Genomic DNA, 20,313 nt, shown 5'->3' on the forward strand with positions numbered 1-20,313 from the left:
TATGGCTTTTACTAGGTATAGCCAAACCAACAAGATGATATTGTAGTCAAGTTAGGGATCTGGTTGTATTGGGTAAATTTATGTCACGGTTAAAACCCCTAGAGTTAAGCCTGTTGAGTGGGATTGATACAATTCGTTACAACGAAAAAGGATTGATTCTAGCCGTTATCCAAGATTGTTTAGAAGGAACGGTGTTTACTTGGGTTTGGATGAATGCAGAAACCTTAGAAAAAACTTTAACCTCTCAGCAAGTTTGGTATTGTCAAGATCCAGAAATTCTGCTCTGGAATTCGGAAATTTTTGTCAACGAAATTCGCTACATTGATGAGAACCCGATGATAATTATTGGGGTTGAAGCACAGCATCAGGAGTTATCAGGAAATACGTTATCGGGATTATTTGATGTGATTTGCGAACGTCGAGACTATCCACAATTAGAATCTTACACTTGTAAATTATTAGCCGGAGGAGATAATAAAATCCTCAAAAAAATTGGGGAAGAATCTGCTGAGGTGGTGATGGCTTGTAAGGACAAAGATAAAGATGCGATCGCCTCAGAAGTTGCGGATTTATTTTATCATACTTTAGTGGCTTTAGCCTACCACCATGTTGATTTAAGAGACGTTTACCAAAAGTTAGAAGAACGCCGAAATTGACATTCTCCACTAAACTAATACTTCAATACTTATTATTTTTTTGTCATTACTATTAAATAGTAATATCGGTGGCGGAACTGGGGATCAGAAAACTCTCCGGTGCATTTTACTTAAATCCACCATAAATAAATGTAAAAATCCCCTAAAAACTGCCTCAAACCCCGAAAAAACAGGATTTTTCTGAAACGGTATCCAGTGTTACCCTAGATAAATTTGGTGAAATCTACTATAATTAAAGGGACAACACTCACCAAGGAGGCGACGCTATGAGTACCGTCCTGTCTGCTCTTAACGTTCAGGAAACCTGGGAAGACCCCGACCTGAATCTTACCCCTGATGATTATAGTCTATTGACCGACCTCTACCAACTGACGATGATTGCCTGTTACACCGGGGAAGGACTCGACCAACGACAGGCCAGTTTTGAACTATTTACGCGAAAATTGCCAGAGGGGTTTGGCTATTTAATTGCGATGGGACTGGCCCAAGCTCTCGAATATTTAGAGAAATTCCGTTTCACTGAAGCCCAACTTCACGCCCTCCAGTCTACGGGACTGTTTACCCACGCTCCCCAGGAGTTTTGGTCACTGCTGGCTACCGGACGCTTTACTGGGGATGTGTGGGCGGTGTCGGAAGGGACGGCTATTTTTGCGAACCAACCCTTTTTGAGAATAGAAGCTCCCCTGTGGCAAGCTCAGTTAATTGAAACTTATCTATTAAATACGATTAATTATCAAACCTTAATTGCTACCCGGGCAGCGAGGTTGCGGGATGTGGCGGGGCCAAAAGCGACGTTATTAGAATTTGGCACTAGGCGGGCTTTTAGTCCCCAGGCGTCTTTGTGGGCGGCGAGGGCGGCTTTAGCTGGAGGGTTGGATGCGACCTCTAACGTTTTAGCGGCGTTGAAATTGGGCCGGAAACCGACGGGAACGATGGCCCATGCGTTGGTGATGGCAATTTCGGCTTTAGAAGGGTCAGAAACTCAAGCGTTTACGGCTTTTCATCGCTATTTTCCAGGGGCGCCTTTATTAATCGATACCTATAATACAATTGATGCCGCCCGGAAACTTTCAGAACAGGTAAAACGGGGGGAAATTGAGTTAAAAGGGGTGCGTTTAGATTCGGGGGATTTAGTTAGTTTATCACAGGAAGTGCGATCGCTTTTACCGAATATTCCGATTTTTGCCAGTGGCGATTTAGATGAGTATGAAATCGCCCGTTTACAAGCAGCTGGGGCGATTATTGATGGTTATGGTTTGGGGACAAAATTAGTAACGGGAATTCCAGTAAATGGGGTTTATAAGTTAGTTGAAATTCAGGGAAAACCCGTGATGAAGGAAGCTACGGGAAAGGTGACTTATCCAGGGAAAAAGCAAATTTTTAGAACCTTAAAACAGGGTCAATTTATCGCTGATGAAATTGGGTTAATTACAGAACCAATAAAAGCTGAATCTTGGCATTATTCTAATGTGCAATCAATATTTCCGTCACGGATACCGTTAATGCGGTTAGTGATGAAGCAAGGAAAACGACTTTATTCCACAGAATCGTTAACAGAAATTGCTGAACGCACGGCAAAATCCGTTGCCAGTTTACCCTCAGAAACCCGATGTTTAAATCATCCGGTTTCCCCGACGATTCAAATTTCTCCAGCGTTACAAAAATTAACAGAAACCACCCGTCATTAATTGTTGTAGAATGGGAACAATCCACAGGAAACTGCTACCTATTGAAACCGATAATTGATATCAGATGGGGGTGAGAGTGTCAAGCGTCCTACAAATGGGAAGGGATGGATAAATGATGATAGGGAGGAATCAATTTTAAATATGAAAAAATCAGCTATTTTATCCGGTTTAATGGGGGTTTGTGTCGGTGATGCTCTAGGCGTTCCCGTAGAATTTTCTAGCCGCCAAGAACGTCTTCAAAATCCGATCACAACTATGACGGGACAGGGAACCTATCGACAACCTCCGGGCACTTGGTCGGATGATAGTTCGTTAACATTATGTTTAGCAGATAGTCTCTGTCAGGGATATAATTTAAAAACGATCGCCGATTCTTTTAGTCGTTGGCGCTATCAGCAAGAATGGACACCTCATGGCGTGGTATTTGATATTGGCGGAACAACAAATCAAGCCATTAGAAATATCTTAAATGGGGTTAATCCTGTGGAAGCGGGAGAAACCCATGAACGCAGTAATGGAAATGGTTCATTGATGCGAATTTTACCGATGGTGTATTTAGCTTCCACCGTTTCTTTCTATCAATTAATCCAGTGGGTTCATGAATGTTCCTGTTTAACCCATGCTCATGTCCGATCTCAAATTGGTTGCGGGATTTATATTAGTATTGCGGTTAAGTTACTCCAAGGTTTAGATCTAAAATCGGCTTACCTTGAAGGAATAGAAGCCGTAAAACCGATTTATTATCATCCCAGTTTAACTGTAGAAACTTCTCGGTTTGAACGGGTTTTAACAGGCAAAATTGATCAGTTATCAATGGGTCAAATTGAATCCAGTGGCTATGTGATTCATACCTTAGAAGCGTCTTTATGGTGTTTATTAACGACATCTTCTTACGCTGAAGCCGTTCTCAAAGCCGTTAATTTAGGAGAAGATACCGACACGACCGCAGCCGTAACCGGAGGTTTAGCAGGACTCTATTATGGGTGGGAAAATATTCCCTCAGAATGGGTGGAACAAATTGCTCGCAAAGATGATATTATTGCTTTAGCTGATCGGTTAGAACAAGCGATTTTCTCAACAACTGAGTCCTGATTTTGTTAAGAAAGGTGAGTTAAATTCAAACCCAAAAATGACTAAAATTGCCCTATTTGGAACCAGTGCAGACCCTCCAACCGCAGGACATCAAGCCATTCTATTTTGGCTGTCTCAACGGTTTGATAAAGTTGTGGTTTGGGCATCGGATAATCCCTTTAAAACTCACCAAACATCATTAAAACATCGCATGGCAATGTTATCATTATTAATTGAGGAAATTAACACCTCTAAGCAAAATATTGCTCTGCATCCTGAATTGAGTCATCGCCGAACCTTAGAAACCTTAAAAGGAGCTAAAAACTATTGGCCTGATGCAGAATATACCTTAGTTGTGGGTTCAGACTTAGTACAACAAATTCCCCATTGGTATCAAATAGAAACCCTGTTAAAACAGGTACAATTATTAGTGATTCCTCGACCCGGTTATCAGGTAGAAGAAACAGATTTAGAGCCTCTGCAAAGCTTAGGAAAAAAAGTTAAAATTGCCACCCTGACAGGTTTACCCGTTTCCTCAACAAACTATCGCCAGACCGGGGATATTGATGTCTTACCTTCTCCTGTACAAGCCTATATTAACCAAGAACAGTTGTATGAGTATACCCGTTAAAATTTTAAGATGAATCTGGAAACTAAAATTAATCTGACCATAATTTTTTATTGATTATTATTTTAATTTAAGTCATGAAAAGATTATACCCAGACGGCAAAATTTTTCAAAGTAAAAACTTATTCTTGGGAGATATAAATGGTTGGAAAAACTCAAAAAAAAGTATTATCGTCCCCATTAGAAAATTTTAAGGTTGGAGTTGATAATGTAATTTTTTCCGTTGATACTGGGCAAAATCGTCTCTTGGTTTTATTGGTAATGCGACAAGAAGAACCCTTTATTAATACTTGGAGTTTACCGGGAACTTTAGTTCAACAAGGGGAATCTTTAGAAGATGCAGCCTATCGAATTTTAGCCGAAAAAATTCGGGTCGAAAATTTATATTTAGAACAATTATATACCTTTGGCGGGCCAAATCGTGATCCCAGAGAAGCCCCAGATAGTTATAATATTCGTTATTTATCCGTGAGTTATTTTGCTTTAGTTCGGTTTGAAGAAGCCGAATTAATTGCGGATAAAGTCACAGGAATTGCTTGGTATCCTATTGACAAAATTCCCCAGTTAGCTTTTGATCACAATCAAATTTTAGAATATGGTTATCGTCGATTACAAAATAAATTAGAATATAGTCCGGTTGCTTTTGATGTGTTACCAGAATTATTTACATTAGGGGATTTATATCAATTTTATACAACAATTTTAGGCGAAGGTTTTTCCGATTATTCTAATTTTAGAACCCGGTTACTGAAGTTAGGATTTCTTTCGGATACGGGAGTAAAAACATCACGGGGAGCGGGTAGACCTGCAAGTTTATATCGATTTGATGCGGAAGCTTTTGCACCCTTAAAAGATAAACCTTTAGTATTTGTTTGATCTTGGCTTCTAACTCCCTATTTTTTAAAATTCTACCTAGAATTCCTCTCTGATTTCAAGGGGAGGTTGTTCTCTCGATTCCATAAAATCTTCAGAAAATAGATTTAAACTTTCAAATAAAGATTGCCAAGGATGATCTTTAGGAATTAAAATTAAAACATTTCCAATTTTTTTGAGATAAACTTCATCTCCAGAAAATTGATATTCTTCGGGTAAGACTAGAGTTTGTTCATTGCTATTTTTTAAAAGTTTAGCAGTATCCATTGCTTTAATATTATTGAATGTGGGTTAATATTATTATATCAAATATAAGGGTTTATTGGCTTAGTATCAAACAGTTGTGGGGTCAGAGTCGGTATCAGGAATAAAGAATTTTGTTGACAACAGGTAAATTAAGGTATACTAATGTCTGAATTTCCTCCCCTATAATCTCAAAACCTATTGCATGGCATGACCACCTTAAATACTGTTTGGCAACAATTTACCCTACAAAACTTACTCATCTACCAATGGCGGAATACCAGTATTCTCTATCGCTTAACGGGAGTTTTACACCAATGGCGACAGGGAAGTTGGTTATTGCAGTGGGGTGAACCCTTGGGGGCATTATTAATCACTATTGTATTCGGTTTAGCTCCTTTTGTGGGAACTGCATTAATAGGGGTTTTATTAATCGCTTGCGCCGCCTGGTGGCTATTATTAACTCTTACCGATGAACCTTCACAAACAGCCTTTACTCCGATTCATTTAATTGTTTTATTATATTGGGGAATTGCTACCATTGCAACGGCTTTATCTCCGGTTAAAATGGCGGCATTGAGTGGGTGGATTAAATTAACTCTTTATCTAATTTTATTCGCTTTAATGTCAAGGATATTGCGATCGCCTAAAATTCGTTCAATTTTTATTACTATCTTTTTACTAACGGCTTTAATTGTCAGTGTTTATGGTTTAAGACAATGGTTTTCTGGGGTAGAAGCCTTAGCGACTTGGGTTGATCCCACCTCTCCCCAATCCAAGTTAACACGGGTTTATAGTTATTTAGATAACCCCAATTTATTAGCTGGATATCTATTACCCGCAGTGGGTTTAAGTTTAGCATCATTTTTTGTTTGGAGGGGAATTTTACCCAAAGCATTAGCATTAACAATGATTGTTGTTAATTCCTCCTGTTTAGTCTTAACTTTTAGCCGAGGAGGATGGATTGGATTAGTCCTATTAATATTTGCCTTTGCCATTCTATTATTATACTGGTTAAGTATTCAGTTTTCTCCCTTTTGGCGACAATGGGCTTTACCCCTGGGTTTAACGGGATTAACCGTTTTTCTATTATTTGCAGTGCTATTTGTTCCCCCAGTTCGAGATCGGGTAGCGAGTATTTTTGCCGGACGGGGAGATAGTAGTAATAACTTTAGAATTAATGTTTGGATGTCAGTAATTGAGATGATTAAAGATCGTCCAATATTAGGAATAGGCCCTGGAAATGTTGCCTTTAATAAGATTTATCCCCTTTATATGCAGCCTCGTTACACCGCTTTAAGTGCCTATTCAGTAATTTTAGAAATTACTGTTGAAACTGGAATTATTGGTTTAAGTTGTTTTCTCTGGTTATTAACCGTTACCTTTAATCAAGGATGGGTGCAATTAAAACGACTTCGAGAGTTAGGAAATTCCCAAGGATTTTGGTTAATGGCTGCTATTTCTACATTAGTGGGAATGTTGGGTCATGGGTTGGTTGATACGGTTTGGTATCGTCCTCAAGTCAATACTTTATGGTGGTTAATGATTGCGTTAATTGCCAGTTATTATCAACCGAAACCCCAAATTTTATCCGATGAAGTTCAGACGGATTAAAATCCCTAATTCTTTTTCTCCTGCGTTAATCTCAATCCATCTAAAAATCGGGTATTCAAGGGTTATCCAATCCTCATTAATGCTTCTAATTCTTGGGTGATTGTGTGTTCAAGATTTTCTAATACTGAGGGAGGAATCAGCTTTTGAATTGAAGACCAAAGCTCCTGAGCTTTTTTAGAGTTATGCTGGGAATAGAATACACCAGCAACCGTAGAAGTAGAACCGTAGCAGAACAAGAATTCCATAGTCAGATTCTCACAAATTGATGATGTTTACCTGTACAAAGTAAACAGCAAATTGTCTGAATTTCCACTCATCCTTGTGCTAGTTTGCGATGTGATCCCGCAACAATTCTACACCCAACGTTTCAGCCCCGGTCAATTGGTCTTAACCGCCCAACTCCTGGGGACAATTTCTCAAACTGGCACAATCCCTGGGGTATGACTCTAATTTATAGTGTTTTTCTCACTTGGCACAACAAAATAGGTGTTAATAGACATCGGCCTGTAAGAATTAAAATCCTCAAAATCAGTGAATTTACAGGGATTTGATCCCCGGTCATAGCAGGTCTAAGTAATTTACCGTAGAGTCTCTTCCATTTTGAATAAAAACCTGTATTATATGTAAGGTAAACAAGGAGAAATCTTACAACTTCCTTAAAAACTGAGGAAAGTTGTGTTTTCTGAATGGTAGGTCAGAATAATCCAGGAAATTCCTTTTGTCTGATTGACAAAAGGGTTTTGCTTGAGTTAAAAAGGGCTTTGATGAGTAGGGTGTTTTTATTCCCAATCTTTCCTAATTTCTAGCTTGAAGTTCAGGAACTGGGAGAAAACACTTTGAATCGGGTTCTATAGACGTCAGGGGAATATAAAAAGTGACTTTAATCAGGATCAATTCAGGATTTTTAGGAATCAAGAGTCCTCAATTGAATAGCTGAAAGTCGCTTCCAAATATTACCCTAAAATCCAGGCGGGTTAAATCTCAATCCAGGTTTAATTTCCAACTGACTATTCAGAAACATCCCTCAAATTAAGGTGTGTTTTTTCTCAATCTTGTCACTCACTTATTTTCCCTTTTCTTGAGACATCCTATGAAAAAGTTTGCTGTAGTATTCACGGGTTTAGCAATAGCTTCTTCTTGTTTATTAACTTCTTGTGGCGGGACTCCCACCCCTGAAGCCACAACCGCTCCGGCGGCTTCTCCCACTCCGGCGACTTCTCCGGCTCCAGCGGCTTCTCCTACTCCGGCGGCTTCTCCCAAATAAGGGAACTGATTTTCACAGATTCGAGATGATTTCCTCTCCAATTATTCAGGGGAGGAAATTGTTCTAATCGGATTAATTAGCCTCACGGTAACTTATAACTTCCCACTCGAATTTTAACTTCTCCGTCCTGGGGATTTCCACTAAAAATAAACGCACCAGATGCTGATTCTCCCCCGGAAAGATAATCAATTTGTTGTTCTCCCTGTTCAATGACTTCTCCCTTCGAGTAAAATTCTCCAATCACTTGTACAGATTGTGCGGTTTCTCCCCCTTCATTAATTACCGTAAAGGTTACATAAAATTGTTCCTGCTCTTGGCGAATAGCTTCGGGTTGGGTGAGGGTTAAAACCGGAGGTTTATGCTTTTGAATTCGCCAGCTATAAACCACTAATCCCAGTAAAAGAACGAGAATAAAAATGGAAATACTCAAGCTGAATTTTTCAGCGATTGAACGGCTCGGTTTCGATGAATTTTGCTCAGAAATCTGATTTTTGATCATATTGCTAAACGTCCTGCTGCTCCCCCAATAGTTGCGGGAAGTCCTAAAATTAAAGTCGAGTTTAGCCCTAATATCCCCGGCTCACTAAAGCTCAATTTCTGAAAAAACCACAGCATTAAGACTGAAGTAATTAAAGAAATTAAGTAAGAAACAATCGTTTCTGTGTGGGGAGATTGAAATAATCCTTGCTGACGATGACGCTTTTGTTGATTTCTAAAACCCGCCGCAAAAACAATACAATAGGAAATAATTAAAGATGCGATCATAATCGCAATTAACCAAGGTGGAGAAGTTGCACCTGCTAGAATACGAACTTCATCGGTAGGCGCAATACTAAAGGCGATAAACAGGGCTCCAATAAAGGTAGCACTAATATCATCCAGAGTATCCTGTAAATTGATTTTATTGGCTTTTAAAAAATTAGATTTTATCGGTTTTTTATCCTGAGATGATGAGGATGAGTTAGACGATTCATCACTTAACATTAATTCCGCTAAAGCAGCACCCATCGCAAAGGGAATACTCTCTAAAATTATTTTTCCCAAGGCTTCATCTAGGGGAGTTTCTTGATTAATTTGTCGTAATAAAATTAAAATAAAGGTTGTACAAACTAATCCAATGGCTAAGGCTTCTACACTTTCTAACAGGGTATTTTTTAGGGTCTTGTGTTGATGACGACGGAATCCAGAAACTCGAATTAAAAGAAATACAACAAAATAGGTAATTCCCAAAAGAGTTAGCATTAAAGGAGGTTCTGTAAAGGAACCAATTTGCCAAACTTCCATTGTATATAACAGGGGAATTCCAAACAAAAACCCCCCAGAAATTCCTCGCACCAGTTCTTGGAACTCAAGAATCCAAGATTTTGAATGGCTTGAAGAATTAGCTTGTCTTTTCATAATAAAACATCAGAGGTTTGGAAATTCAGCCGATTTTATTTTCTGTTTTTTATTCCTGAATTTTCAGCCAGATCATCGGTTTTTGCTGCCATAATAAAATCATTTCGATGTAACCCAAAAATGGCATGAGTCCACCAGGTTACAGTCACTTTTCCATATTCTGTTAATAATGCGGGATGATGATTTTCTAATTCGGCTATTTCTCCGACTTGATTGGTAAACGCTAAAGCGGTTTTAAAATCAGGAAATGAATAACTTCTTTCTAACCGGGATTCTCCCTCTACTTCTATTAAATTCCAATAGGGAATTTCCGGTTTGAGCTTGGCAATTTCTTCTAAACTCACGGGAGTTGATTTTTGATGGCAAGCTTCACAGGTCTGTTGAGTTAAGGATGTCATTGTTATCGGCTTAATATTAACAATTGGGATCAATTTTTAAAGGTATTTAATCATCATAAAAAACTCAAGCTTAAATTTTATCTATCTACAGAGTGAAATTCACTGTTTGATTTTGGCCGATGGGGAGTCATAGGTAATTTCCTCGGATTGATATTCGGGAGGTTCAACATGAATTAAAATTCTAGCAGGATTAAAGCGATTACCTAATTCTGCTTCAACGGCTTCTGTAATGCTGTGGGCGGTTTCGACATCGGTGGCTTCAACAATCATGTGCATTTCAATAAAAACTTGTCGCCCAATTACGCCACGAGACGCAATATTATGACAGTTGACTACACCGGGAACAGACATAGATATCTCTTTGATTGTTTCCGGTGCGATCGCCATTTGATCTACTAACCAAGGCAGATTTTCTCTTAATACACTCCAACCACTTTTAAAGACTAATAACGCCACAGGAAAAGCTAAAATTACATCTAAATATTGCAATTTTGGCAAATTCCAAACTTCCCCTTGCCAAATTCCAATTAATCCCCCAATTACCATAATGGTAATCCAAACATCGCTCATGGTATGTTTAGCATCTGCCACTAAAACCGCACTTCCTAAACGCTTTCCAGCAGAGCGTTCATAATAAGCGACAAAAATATTAATCCCTAAAACAATTAATAAAATCCATAATTCTTTAGGAGAAATTTCGACAGGTTTACTTTCTCTAAACACCCGTTCCACGGTGCTACTCAAAATTTCAAAACAGGCAATTCCCAAAAAAACAGCCACACCCAAGGCTCCCAAAGCATCGAATTTTTGATGTCCATAAGGATGTTCCCGGTCGGGTTGAGGAGAGGCAAAATGATTCGTAACTAACCCTAAAATATTATTAGCACTATCGGTAACACTGTGTAGGGCATCAGCTAGTAAACTTAAAGAACCTGTTAGAGTTCCTACAATAACTTTAATGCTCATCACTATCAGGTTTAAACCCAGTGTGAGTAATAAAACAAATTGAACTTTTGAGCGATTATCCTGAATCATAGAATCTCTCCTTTTCAGCTTTTATGGGGATCAAAAGCTATTTTTACAATATCATTTTATTCAGTTAATTTAACTATTGAGATTAATTTTTATTAAAATTCTATAGCAATCCTATTTGAGTGGGGTTCAAAATTTAGGCTTAAAAGGGAACAGGGAACAGGGAACATCGGATCTGGGAACAGGGGGTAATACTTCTGGTTGTTTCATATCAGTATTAAAATGTTACAACCTATTTAGGGTTGCTATATTGCTAACTTCTAGCTTTCCCTGTAAATGTTCCCTATCTCTTCTAATTTCTCGCGTCTATCTTAATAAAGGAGTAGAGCTTAATCAAATTTTGCTAAAAAGATAAACTCTCATTACGGTTAACTTAACAGTAAAATCAGATCAAAGGATTTTAATTGCTGTTTGGAATAGGTCTTCTATGTCTGTAGCTTCACTCACACTCAATTTAACTCAGGGTTCTGTCTCCTTGCGCTTTACTCCCGAAGCCGCCCAAAATTTAAAAGCGGCGCTAGATGAATTGATGCAAAAACTCAAAGCTGTGGCTGCAAAAAATTCCCCAGGTGGGGGTAAACCTACGCCTCAAAAGCCAATAGAATATCAATATACTGGGGATGTTTTTTTAGAAGTCTTCTGCAATCCCAATATTTGGCCCAGTCCCTTTGCCGCCAAAGTCTTGATTACAGTCCGAGATGAACGGATTAAACTGATGACGGAAGCCGAACTCACCCGTCTTATTGATGATGTCAATCAATACCTCGATCAAGTCAACAAATAAGCTGTTAGAATATACGAGCCAAAGAGGGCTTCTTTAGAGGTTCGGCTTACTCATTTACAGCCAAGCTATCCGAAGCCGAACTCAACCAAGCTTGAATCATTGTACTCAAAATGTCTAATTGAGGAATAGTTTGATTCTGATGAATGCTGAACACTTAACCGACTTACTCCACCAAGGATTTCGCGTTACCCTGGGCGCGACATCTTCCCTGATCGAGATCCTACAAGATCCTTACAAGCGCAATGAGAATCTCGGAAAAATTCAGTCTCAGTTTAGCGAATTAGCTGATGAATGGGCTGAAAAAGGAAAAATGACTGAGCAGGAAGCGCGCAATTTTGTTGATACGATCCTCTCTCAGCGCCCTCAGAACGTCAATACAGACACCACAACAACGGTAACAACCTCCCCTGTTACCACTCCAACGGCTCCCGTAACCTCAGACCCCGAACCTGTCCGGGAAATTCAAGAACTCACAACCCAAATTGCTGAGTTAAGAGATGAATTAAAACGTCTACGCGAATCTAATTCTTCTCACTAATCATGATAAAGCCCGCCTCCACAACTCAATTCTTGGGATCAGAATTCACACGAATTGGGTTTAAGGTTGGAGGGCGGGATTATCGTTTTAACTATTATTATTTGATATCTAATTGCAGAACCTATCCTGAGATTGTTCACTTTCAGATGGCAATCAATATCAAATCGCACGAGCTTAAATTTTAACTTTATTATTCGTTCCAGAATCTCAGGCTTTGAGCAACTTTCCTCCAAACCGCGAGAAGTAATCCTTTGTCAGCCTATTGATCCCGAATTCAAGATGTTTTAGACTAAAGACATCACGGATCAGCGAGGTTTGAAAGATTAGCTAAATTGAGTTTCTAACTAAACCTGAATCAGTAGCCCGATCAATTTCAGACTACAGGAGCCAACATTTAGCGAACTAAAAGGTCTGAAAAATCTTTTGTGTTTTAAAATTCATTGGGGATTTTAGTCGTTATCCCAGGTTTCATGGCCAATCAAGTCGCCAATCCGATCTCGAAGCAAGAAATTGCATTCTTCCAACTCACACTCCACACAAGCCCATTCCCGCGCCGGAATATATTGGCAAAGTGTATAGATGGGTTGCTGACGGCTCACAATTCCCTTGGTGACGAGTTGGCGGGCTTCGTCTTTGATCACATCTAAAGAATATTGGACAGTGGTGTAAGTCATAGTTCGCCCTCTTGGCGTTGCCGGAGAAGTTTTTGGCATCACTATTAATTAATATAATCGAAAAACTGATTTTAGGAAAGGTTTTTTTTCAGTATAAGCCAATACAAATAGCTTTACTTTTTTGATAAAAACCTAAAAAGTCACTAGACATACTCCCAGGAAGGGGGTTAAGCCTCCCCACATTATCCGAACTTAGGCTTGAATTGATGATTAGACACAATTGTTAAATTTTACTTAAATTCCCCAAAGGACTTTTAAGGCAATTTCTTGGGCCATCGGAGTCTGACCGTAGGAGAAGACATAAGGAGTTGTGGGGGGAATTTGGGGTAAAAATTGTTCGAGTGTGTAGGGACTACCGTAAATCACCAGTGCTTGTAAACTATTCTGTTTTAACAGCAGGTTTAACCAATCTTGAGCAATTTGTGTTAATCCCGAACTATCGCGGAAGGCATTAGCGCGAATAAAAACTTGGAGTAATGTCGGAGCCGAATCAAGCGGGAGTGAGGAATCTTCCCCAGACTCAGAAAAAGCTGGCGCGTGACAATCAACCAGTTGTAAGCGATAGCCTAACTCAGTCGGACGAGCGATCGCAGGGGTATGATTTCCTAAAATCGAACAATTGAGTAAATCATCCACAATTACTACATTTTGCCCGGTTTGGGGAGTTTTTGACAGGATTAACGGTAACGTTCCCCCCTGTTGGAGAGAATCTTGCAAAATTGTCCTCACCATCTGTTGAGAGATCGGTTGGGACAGAGAATCAAATAAGATTTTAGAATCTCGACGAGGGAGAGAATAGGATTCATCCAGTTGAGTGTCAGGGAATACCTTGGCTTTAGCCTGCAAAATTCGCTGTACAGAGGCTTCAATGCGTTCACGCGAAATTCGACCCTCGGCCACCGCAGCACAGACTGCTTCAATCGTGACTTGGGGATCAAGCGGCATTAATAAAACATCTGCACCCGCTTCCACGGCTAAAATCGCTGCTTCTTCTGGAGTATATTGTTTAGCGATCGCCCCCATCACTAAAGCATCCGTCACCACCAACCCCTCAAACCCTAACCGTTGTCTTAACTGCTGCTGAACAATTACCGGGGATAAGGTAGCTGGACGTTCTCTATCCCACGCTGGAATTAACAAATGAGCCATCATCACCGCATCTACACCCGATGCAATTGTTGCTGCAAAGGGCGGTAATTCCACCTCAGCGAGACGTTGATCAGAATGGGGGATCACCGGTAATTCTAAATGGGAATCAATCGCCGTATCCCCATGACCGGGGAAATGTTTCGCCGTCGTTAACACCGGATAACCTTGACATCCCCGGATAAAGGCCGTTGCTAACTGACTCACCCGTTCTGGAGTCTCTCCAAAAGAACGGACATTAATCACCGGATTTTTAGGATTATTATTGACATCGACAACCGGAGCCAATATCCAATTTAACCCAACCGTTAAAGCTTCTTGGGCGGTAATTGCCCCCATTTTTTCTGCATAAAATTCGGCTTGTTCTAAGGATTGATTTGCTAAAGCCCCAATTGCCATTAGAGGCGGAAACCAAGTCGCCCCCGCAAATCGCTGACCTACCCCTTCTTCCACATCCGCCGCCACCAATAGGGGAAATTTTGCCCAAGATTGTAACAACTGAGTGCGAGTTGTTAATTCCGCCGCACTGCCATCAACTAAAATTACCCCACCCACACCTAGATCTTGTAACCAATGTTTTAATCGGTAGGCTGGAGGTTCCCAAAGGGGATAACGAATTTGATGATCAAACAAAAAACCAGAGGCGCGAACCACAACCATCTGGGCGACTTGTTCAGCTAAAGAAAGAGTCATAATTGGGGGTGTTGACGGTTGACTGTTTTGTTACGGAGTGCGGAGTGCGGAGTGCGGAGTGCGGAGTGCGAAGTCAGAAGTTAATAATTTCCTCTTACTCCCCCTGCTCCCCTTCTCCCCCTGCTTCCTACTCTTCCTCCCCATAATCGTTAAAGTCTTCTTCGTCAGGTTTACGGTTATGGGCTAGTTCATTTAATAGGGTTAACATTTTGTCTCCGCGTTCCAAGGAACGATCTTCTAAAAAAACCACTTCTGGAGTTCGACGCAAACGGACGCGCTTACCTAAGTAGGAACGAATATAACCTGTTGCCGATTTTAACCCTTCCATTGTTTCTCGTCTGGCTTCTTCCGTCCCATAGATACTGACAAAAATTTTGGCGTGTTGTAGGTCGCCGGAAACATTGACATCCGTAATACTCACCATCCCCGTACCCACACGGTCATCTTTAATACCATCAATTAATATCTGACTGACCTCCCGTTTAATTTGTGAAGCCACGCGGGACACTCGACGATCTGTAGCCATGATATTACTACCCCCTCAAACAGTCTTATTCTTCCATTGTCTCAAGTTTAACGTGGTTATTTCTGATTTTGGCGACCCAATCCCGATAAAGCCTCATGATATCTTACGAATTGAAACGCATTTCTGGGTTTGCTAATGGAAAAAGAGTTTGAAATTCGCCAAAAAGTTAAAGTAATTGCCATTCCTCCTTATGTAAAAACGGCAGAACCCATGCCGATTTTACGTCCATCCAGCGTGATTAAACTCGGTGAAGTCGGTGTTGTGATTGATAGACGACCCGGCGGCTATTGGGGGGTTTTATTTCAAAAGGGAGCATTTTTAATGGAGAGCCAGTATATCGAAGTGGTGAAATCCTCTGAAAATAATAAGGATACGACTGAACATATTTGAATCTACTCTCACGCATCAAAGTGATGCCACCTATTTTCAGAAAATAGATTTAAACTTTCAAATAAAGATTGCCAAGGATGATCTTTAGGAATTAAAATTAAAACATTTCCAATTTTTTTGAGATAAACTTCATCTCCAGAAAATTGATATTCTTCGGGTAAGACTAGAGTTTGTTCATTGCTATTTTTTAAAAGTTTAGCAGTATCCATTGCTTTAATATTATTGAATGTGGGTTAATATTATTATATCAAATATAAGGGTTTATTGGCTTAGTATCAAACAGTTGTGGGGTCAGAGTCGGTATCAGGAATAAAGAATTNAGTGAACACCCAGCTTTCCCATATTGAGAGGCTTTCTTAAGCAGAGAATCAAGATTCCCTGCTAAACCTTTAACTTTATCAACCGTCTCAGGAATATTAGCGACATCAATGTACATTCCAGGAACGGGATAGTAGCTCACAATATCCAAGAAGGAAAGCTTCCCATCTTCACTGAGGGCATTGATTAGAGCCGCACGGATGGCTTTACCGTTAACCGCTTCAGTGCTGTAGGCGATTCCAGGTTTTCCCCGATGGGTTCTAACCGTTGTCCCGATAGTATCGGTTAATTCCTGGCCTTCTGGGGAATAGAGAATACAAGCAAAGGGAACTAGATCAAAGCCGACTTCTAAGGTCATTAGACCCCGAAGGGTATCCGCTTCAATTTTAGACGCCTTAACGATTTGGCCAATCGTTTTGGTCATTGTCCCAGTTTCGGCAAAATTCTTTAATTCACTAACCAAGATCGGGACTTGGAAAGGGCCGTAGGTTAGAATTACACGATCTTCCCCACAGAATACCGTGCGATCCGGGTTAGGGAAATCGAGAATCGGTGAAGGGACTCTCATGTAATCCGGGGATGGAGGGCAAGCGCTAGGATGGTGCGCTTTTGCTTGGGGAATCGGGACAACACTGTTGCTGACTAATACCCCAGCAAGTACCCCCAAAATCCATCTCGGTTGTAGTCTTTGAGGTTTTGGTATTTTCATTATCAACTGATAATTGCAAAAAAATCAGTTTGACACTCCGCGCTCTAAAGAAACGCAGATTCTTTAAGACTGGCTTAAAAGGGATAGTCAAATATCCCACTAGGCGCCCAAAACAATGACTAGATAAATCCAGTGTTGCAATTGCGCCTACTTTTGTGTTTTGAATTAACAGCTTAAAGGGTGTTGCTCAGTTTCACAAGAGCCAAGTCCGATTTTTTATTCAGAATCGGGAATTTGAAATCTGGAATCGCTTGTGGGGTGAGGGGTATAGCCCAAAAGAAAGTAAATACCTAAGATTACCTAAGATTAACTGGGTAACAGAATTAATAGGGATTTCAGGGCTTGTAGTGCTAATAACAGAACAACTGTACCCGCAATCAGAATTGTGGCAGGAACGAGAAGGGTTTGTAGACGACGTAAGGTTTGTTCAAGTTCCTCTTCGTAGTAATTTGTTAGTTTTTGTAAGGCTAAATCTAATCGTCCAGTTGCTTCCCCGGTGCGGATCATTTGTAAGGCTACCGCAGGTAAACGACCTTCTAAGCTTTGACTCAAGGTTTTTTCGGCCGGAATTTGACCTAATGCAATGGTAATCGTGGCCTTCATTTCCGATTTGGGAATATGGGCGCGAATTAATTCCAATCCAGCTAACAAGGACATCCCGCAACTCAGGGGTAATTTTAATTCTCCCAAATACAACATCATCCGGGCGGTGGCTATTTTTTTAACCAGGGGTAAACGAGGCAGAATTTTAGGAATAATAAATCCCATGATCCCCAAAATTCCCACCACCCAAAACCACCCTTGACCAGATAAACCGGATAAATAACATAAGGTCAGCACTAACAGAGCAATACTAACAAAGGTGGTAATCGCCGCCAGGGTGACAGACCGATAAAGTTGTTGATGGCGAGCCTGTTGTTCTTCGATCTCAGCAATCCGATAGCAAATTTCAGGTAACATCCCTTGGGATTCTCCCATTTGAATTAGGCCAATTGTCCACCGATCAAAATATCGGGAGGCTAAGGCCAACGCTGAGGCTAAATCAGCCCCCCGTGAGGTGGCTGCTATCATTTTGTTGAGATACCGTCCGAGTTGCGGATAGCTCTCTTTCCCCACCAAAGTTAAGCTCTGCTGTACAGTTAAACCGGAGTTCAACAAGGTTGCTAATTGAAAGAAAAAAAGAGCCTTTTCGCGGGGATTCATTGGTGAACAGGGTGTTACTGCATTGAGCAGAGGTTTTACCGAATGTTCTATTTTGCCAAAAAGCCACCCTGGAATCAAGAGTTGCTGTAAATGTTTCAAAAGTCCCTGTAGTCAGCCCTTCAGGGCTGTCTCTTGACGCCTATGATTAAGAGTCCTGAAGGACTCACTACGGGACAGGGAACAGGGAACAGGGAACAGGGAACAGGGAACAGTAAGAAGTGAAAGGGTTTGAGAATTCAGAAATGTCCTAACCGTAATGGGTAGGGCTATATCTCTTGACGGCTATGATTAAGAGTCCTGAAGGGCTATCTCTTGACGGCTATGATTAAGAGTCCTGAAGGACTCACTACGGGGTCAACTCTACCCTAACTTAACTCTTATTGCTGATTATTTTTTAACTTTAAATTGACTCGATTGCGATGAATAACGGCTTCGGCAGAATTAGGCTGCATTTCTAATGCTACACCATAAGAACGGTTAGCATCCTGATAGCAATTCATCTGTTCAAAGGTCATTCCTCGACGAATCCAAGCTTGATAATAGTCGGGTTTTCGTTGAACAATTTTGTCATAAACGTTTAAGGCATCTTGATAGCGTTGGGCTGATTCTAAGGCTAATCCCCACTGTAACCAAGTAGAATAGGAATCAGGCCAAATTTTAACCGCTTGATGAAAGGCTTCTGCTGCTTCTAAATACTTTTGAACCGCTTCTAAGGTTTTCCCTAAATGTACCCAGGCTTCAAAATTATCCGGTTGCACGCGAATCACTTTTTTATAAGCAATAATCGCCTCATCATAGCGTTCTAATTTTTCTAAAGCTTCTCCCCGTTGTAATCCGGCTTTTGTTGCTAAAGCTGTATCTTCTGTGGTCATTTGTACCACTTTATCATAGGCAATTAAGGCTTCTTCAAACCGATCTAATTGTTCTAAGGCTTCTCCCCGACTATTCCAAACATCCATAAAATCGGGTTGAATTTGCAAGGCATTATCATAAGCAATAATCGCTTCTTGATATTGCCCTAACTCACATAGGGCTTTACCTCGACCTAACCAAGCTTCAGGAAAATTAGAGTTTAATTGGGTGGCTTTATCAAAAGAGGCGATCGCGGCTTGATATTGTTTTAACTCTAATAAGGTTTGAGCGCGACTAATCCAAATTGCTGCCACATCTGGATTCATTTGTAAGGCTTGATTTAAGCAGGTTAAAGCTTCTTGATGCTGTTGACTATTTAACAACGCCATGCCTTTATAAAACCAGACTTCATAATCCTGCGGTTGCAGTTGAATTACCGTATCATAGGAGGTAATTGCTTCTGTATATCGCCGAATTTTTTGTAAGGCAATTCCTCGATTAAACCAAGCTTGATAACTCTTGGGTTGCAGTTGAATCGCTTGATCATAGGATGCGATCGCATCGGCATATTTTTGTTGACTTAACAACATTTCACCCCGATTAAACCAGGCTTCATAATTGGCAGGTTGTAATTGAATTGAACGATCATAAGATGCCACCGCATCGGTATAACGTTCTTCATTCATTAAGGCATTGCCTTGGTGATACCAAATCGCAGAAACATTCGGTTTAATTTCAATTGCTCGTTTATAAGATGCCGATGCTGCTTTATATTGTAATAATGTTTCTAATGCTAAACCTCGTTCATACCAAGCTTCAAAATTTTCCGGTTCAATTGTAATGGCTTTATCAAAAGATGCCACCGCTTCTTCAAATCGTTCTAATTTGGCTAAAGCAATGCCTCGAAATGTCCAGGCCCAATAATCTTCCGGTTTAATTTTAATCGCTCGATCATAAGAAGCTAACGCATCTTTATACCGTTTTAATTTGCGTAAACTATTTCCCCGTCTTAACCAGGCGGAATACCAATCGGGTTTATAATGAACAGCCCGATCATAGCGTTCAAAAGCAAATTCATAGCGCCCGAATTTATAGAAGCGATTGCCTTGACTGTATTCGGGCCATGCTTTAAAAATACCTAAAAATCCTAATCCAGAGGCTGGGTGAGTTTGTGGGGGAGATTCCACAGAAAACAGGGAGGAGGTTAATTCTTCCGACATGGGGGATATTTGACTCCTGACCATTAAAGTGCTAATACTTCAATTCTACCGGGCTTCTAGTCAGCTGCCACTCTCAACGCTGAATGTTGAGAAGGGGTGGGTAATTCACATTTTAACCATTATGTCAATAGATAATTAATTAAACTTACTTATAAACTTTATAAATAAAATTCATATTTTAAATATAACTTATGGGAAAACTCTGGAAATTTAGGGCATGATTATCCCCTAGAAGGACAAACACAGTTTACCGACTCGACTCTGGCCAGAAATCCCGTTGCTTCTGTTTTGAAACCTTTAATTTCTGCACTGACTCTTATCCCTTGTGCAGAAACTTACAACAATATTTCGTAGACACTACATAGATAACTGCCTACGTTTAGTTTTTACTCCGA

General features: G+C 40.3%; 23 protein-coding genes. 10 read left to right on the forward strand and 13 right to left on the reverse strand.

Annotated features, from left to right (window positions below):
• Window positions 1-80: 80 nt before the first annotated feature.
• The 5 genes from hisE (at window position 81) to PL8927_RS01265 (ending at window position 4,919) form a co-directional block, all read left to right on the forward strand.
• Complete coding sequence (hisE, locus tag PL8927_RS01245; protein WP_083616715.1) at window positions 81-656, forward strand: phosphoribosyl-ATP diphosphatase; 576 nt, start codon at window positions 81-83, stop codon at window positions 654-656.
• Between the two features lie 266 nt (window positions 657-922).
• Complete coding sequence (locus PL8927_RS01250; protein WP_083616717.1) at window positions 923-2,344, forward strand: nicotinate phosphoribosyltransferase; 1,422 nt, start codon at window positions 923-925, stop codon at window positions 2,342-2,344.
• Between the two features lie 141 nt (window positions 2,345-2,485).
• On the forward strand, window positions 2,486-3,436 hold the full coding sequence (locus PL8927_RS01255) for an ADP-ribosylglycohydrolase family protein (protein WP_083616719.1): 951 nt from the start codon (window positions 2,486-2,488) through the stop codon (window positions 3,434-3,436).
• Between the two features lie 37 nt (window positions 3,437-3,473).
• The gene (locus tag PL8927_RS01260; RefSeq protein ID WP_083616721.1) at window positions 3,474-4,046 is read left to right on the forward strand and encodes a nicotinate-nucleotide adenylyltransferase; all 573 of its coding nucleotides are present in this window, start codon (window positions 3,474-3,476) and stop codon (window positions 4,044-4,046) included.
• A 138-nt stretch (window positions 4,047-4,184) separates the two neighbouring features.
• Window positions 4,185-4,919 (forward strand): NUDIX hydrolase, encoded by a 735-nt coding sequence (locus PL8927_RS01265; RefSeq protein ID WP_083616723.1) that lies wholly within the window; start codon window positions 4,185-4,187, stop codon window positions 4,917-4,919.
• Between the two features lie 36 nt (window positions 4,920-4,955).
• Here the strand turns inward: PL8927_RS01265 and PL8927_RS01270 are convergent, their stop codons facing one another.
• Window positions 4,956-5,183: an antitoxin gene (locus tag PL8927_RS01270; protein ID WP_083616725.1), complete on the reverse strand. Its 228-nt coding sequence runs from the start codon at window positions 5,181-5,183 to the stop codon at window positions 4,956-4,958.
• A gap of 186 nt (window positions 5,184-5,369) precedes the next feature.
• On the opposite strand from PL8927_RS01270, the gene PL8927_RS01275 reads away from it, so the two are divergent.
• On the forward strand, window positions 5,370-6,773 hold the full coding sequence (locus PL8927_RS01275; RefSeq protein ID WP_083616727.1) for an IctB family putative bicarbonate transporter: 1,404 nt from the start codon (window positions 5,370-5,372) through the stop codon (window positions 6,771-6,773).
• A gap of 62 nt (window positions 6,774-6,835) precedes the next feature.
• On the opposite strand, the gene PL8927_RS01280 is transcribed toward PL8927_RS01275, so the two are convergent.
• Window positions 6,836-7,018, reverse strand: a complete 183-nt coding sequence (locus PL8927_RS01280) for a hypothetical protein (RefSeq protein WP_083616729.1) — start codon at window positions 7,016-7,018, stop codon at window positions 6,836-6,838.
• Window positions 7,019-7,863: 845 nt separating this feature from the next.
• Here PL8927_RS01280 and PL8927_RS27880 point away from each other — a divergent pair.
• On the forward strand, window positions 7,864-8,037 hold the full coding sequence (locus PL8927_RS27880; RefSeq protein WP_197047273.1) for a hypothetical protein: 174 nt from the start codon (window positions 7,864-7,866) through the stop codon (window positions 8,035-8,037).
• Between the two features lie 82 nt (window positions 8,038-8,119).
• Here the strand turns inward: PL8927_RS27880 and PL8927_RS01290 are convergent, their stop codons facing one another.
• The 4 genes from PL8927_RS01290 to PL8927_RS01305 all read right to left on the reverse strand — a co-directional run bounded on the left by PL8927_RS01290 (window position 8,120) and on the right by PL8927_RS01305 (window position 10,868).
• Window positions 8,120-8,536, reverse strand: coding sequence for a TIGR02588 family protein (locus tag PL8927_RS01290; RefSeq protein WP_197047274.1), 417 nt, complete (start codon window positions 8,534-8,536; stop codon window positions 8,120-8,122).
• Window positions 8,533-9,435 carry a TIGR02587 family membrane protein gene (locus tag PL8927_RS01295; RefSeq protein ID WP_083616733.1) on the reverse strand — a complete coding sequence of 301 codons (903 nt, stop codon included), beginning with the start codon at window positions 9,433-9,435 and terminating at the stop codon, window positions 8,533-8,535. Before PL8927_RS01295 ends, PL8927_RS01290 begins: the two co-directional genes overlap by 4 nt.
• A gap of 35 nt (window positions 9,436-9,470) precedes the next feature.
• On the reverse strand, window positions 9,471-9,833 hold the full coding sequence (locus tag PL8927_RS01300; protein WP_083616735.1) for a 4a-hydroxytetrahydrobiopterin dehydratase: 363 nt from the start codon (window positions 9,831-9,833) through the stop codon (window positions 9,471-9,473).
• Window positions 9,834-9,932: 99 nt separating this feature from the next.
• Window positions 9,933-10,868 (reverse strand): cation diffusion facilitator family transporter, encoded by a 936-nt coding sequence (locus PL8927_RS01305; RefSeq protein ID WP_083616737.1) that lies wholly within the window; start codon window positions 10,866-10,868, stop codon window positions 9,933-9,935.
• A gap of 424 nt (window positions 10,869-11,292) precedes the next feature.
• Here PL8927_RS01305 and PL8927_RS01310 point away from each other — a divergent pair, with 424 nt between their 5' ends.
• Together PL8927_RS01310 and PL8927_RS01315 are read left to right on the forward strand one after the other, a co-directional pair.
• Complete coding sequence (locus tag PL8927_RS01310) at window positions 11,293-11,649, forward strand: hypothetical protein (RefSeq protein WP_083616739.1); 357 nt, start codon at window positions 11,293-11,295, stop codon at window positions 11,647-11,649.
• 139 nt (window positions 11,650-11,788) lie between these two features.
• Window positions 11,789-12,187 (forward strand): hypothetical protein, encoded by a 399-nt coding sequence (locus PL8927_RS01315; protein ID WP_083616741.1) that lies wholly within the window; start codon window positions 11,789-11,791, stop codon window positions 12,185-12,187.
• A gap of 449 nt (window positions 12,188-12,636) precedes the next feature.
• On the opposite strand, the gene PL8927_RS01320 is transcribed toward PL8927_RS01315, so the two are convergent.
• The 3 genes from PL8927_RS01320 to rbfA all read right to left on the reverse strand — a co-directional run bounded on the left by PL8927_RS01320 (window position 12,637) and on the right by rbfA (window position 15,226).
• Entirely contained in the window at window positions 12,637-12,861 is a 225-nt protein-coding gene (locus PL8927_RS01320) for a DUF4327 family protein (RefSeq protein WP_072719914.1), read from the reverse strand.
• A gap of 234 nt (window positions 12,862-13,095) precedes the next feature.
• A complete protein-coding gene (locus PL8927_RS01325; RefSeq protein ID WP_083616743.1) occupies window positions 13,096-14,700 on the reverse strand; it encodes a glycoside hydrolase family 3 N-terminal domain-containing protein in 1,605 nt (534 codons plus the stop codon).
• Window positions 14,701-14,827: 127 nt separating this feature from the next.
• Complete coding sequence (gene rbfA, locus PL8927_RS01330; protein ID WP_083616745.1) at window positions 14,828-15,226, reverse strand: 30S ribosome-binding factor RbfA; 399 nt, start codon at window positions 15,224-15,226, stop codon at window positions 14,828-14,830.
• 135 nt (window positions 15,227-15,361) lie between these two features.
• On the opposite strand from rbfA, the gene sipA reads away from it, so the two are divergent.
• Entirely contained in the window at window positions 15,362-15,616 is a 255-nt protein-coding gene (gene sipA, locus PL8927_RS01335; RefSeq protein ID WP_083616747.1) for a regulatory protein SipA, read from the forward strand.
• A gap of 8 nt (window positions 15,617-15,624) precedes the next feature.
• Here the strand turns inward: sipA and PL8927_RS01340 are convergent, their stop codons facing one another.
• The 4 genes from PL8927_RS01340 to PL8927_RS01355 all read right to left on the reverse strand — a co-directional run bounded on the left by PL8927_RS01340 (window position 15,625) and on the right by PL8927_RS01355 (window position 19,918).
• Window positions 15,625-15,825, reverse strand: a complete 201-nt coding sequence (locus PL8927_RS01340; protein WP_083616749.1) for an antitoxin — start codon at window positions 15,823-15,825, stop codon at window positions 15,625-15,627.
• A 38-nt stretch (window positions 15,826-15,863) separates the two neighbouring features.
• Window positions 15,864-16,643 (reverse strand): alpha/beta hydrolase, encoded by a 780-nt coding sequence (locus PL8927_RS01345; protein WP_231505875.1) that lies wholly within the window; start codon window positions 16,641-16,643, stop codon window positions 15,864-15,866.
• A 306-nt stretch (window positions 16,644-16,949) separates the two neighbouring features.
• The gene (locus tag PL8927_RS01350) at window positions 16,950-17,846 is read right to left on the reverse strand and encodes a type II secretion system F family protein (protein WP_083616751.1); all 897 of its coding nucleotides are present in this window, start codon (window positions 17,844-17,846) and stop codon (window positions 16,950-16,952) included.
• Between the two features lie 377 nt (window positions 17,847-18,223).
• The gene (locus tag PL8927_RS01355) at window positions 18,224-19,918 is read right to left on the reverse strand and encodes a tetratricopeptide repeat protein (RefSeq protein WP_083616753.1); all 1,695 of its coding nucleotides are present in this window, start codon (window positions 19,916-19,918) and stop codon (window positions 18,224-18,226) included.
• Between the last annotated feature and the right edge of the window lie 395 nt (window positions 19,919-20,313).

It is taken from the genome of Planktothrix serta PCC 8927, assembly GCF_900010725.2.
GTDB lineage: Bacteria > Cyanobacteriota > Cyanobacteriia > Cyanobacteriales > Microcoleaceae > Planktothrix > Planktothrix serta.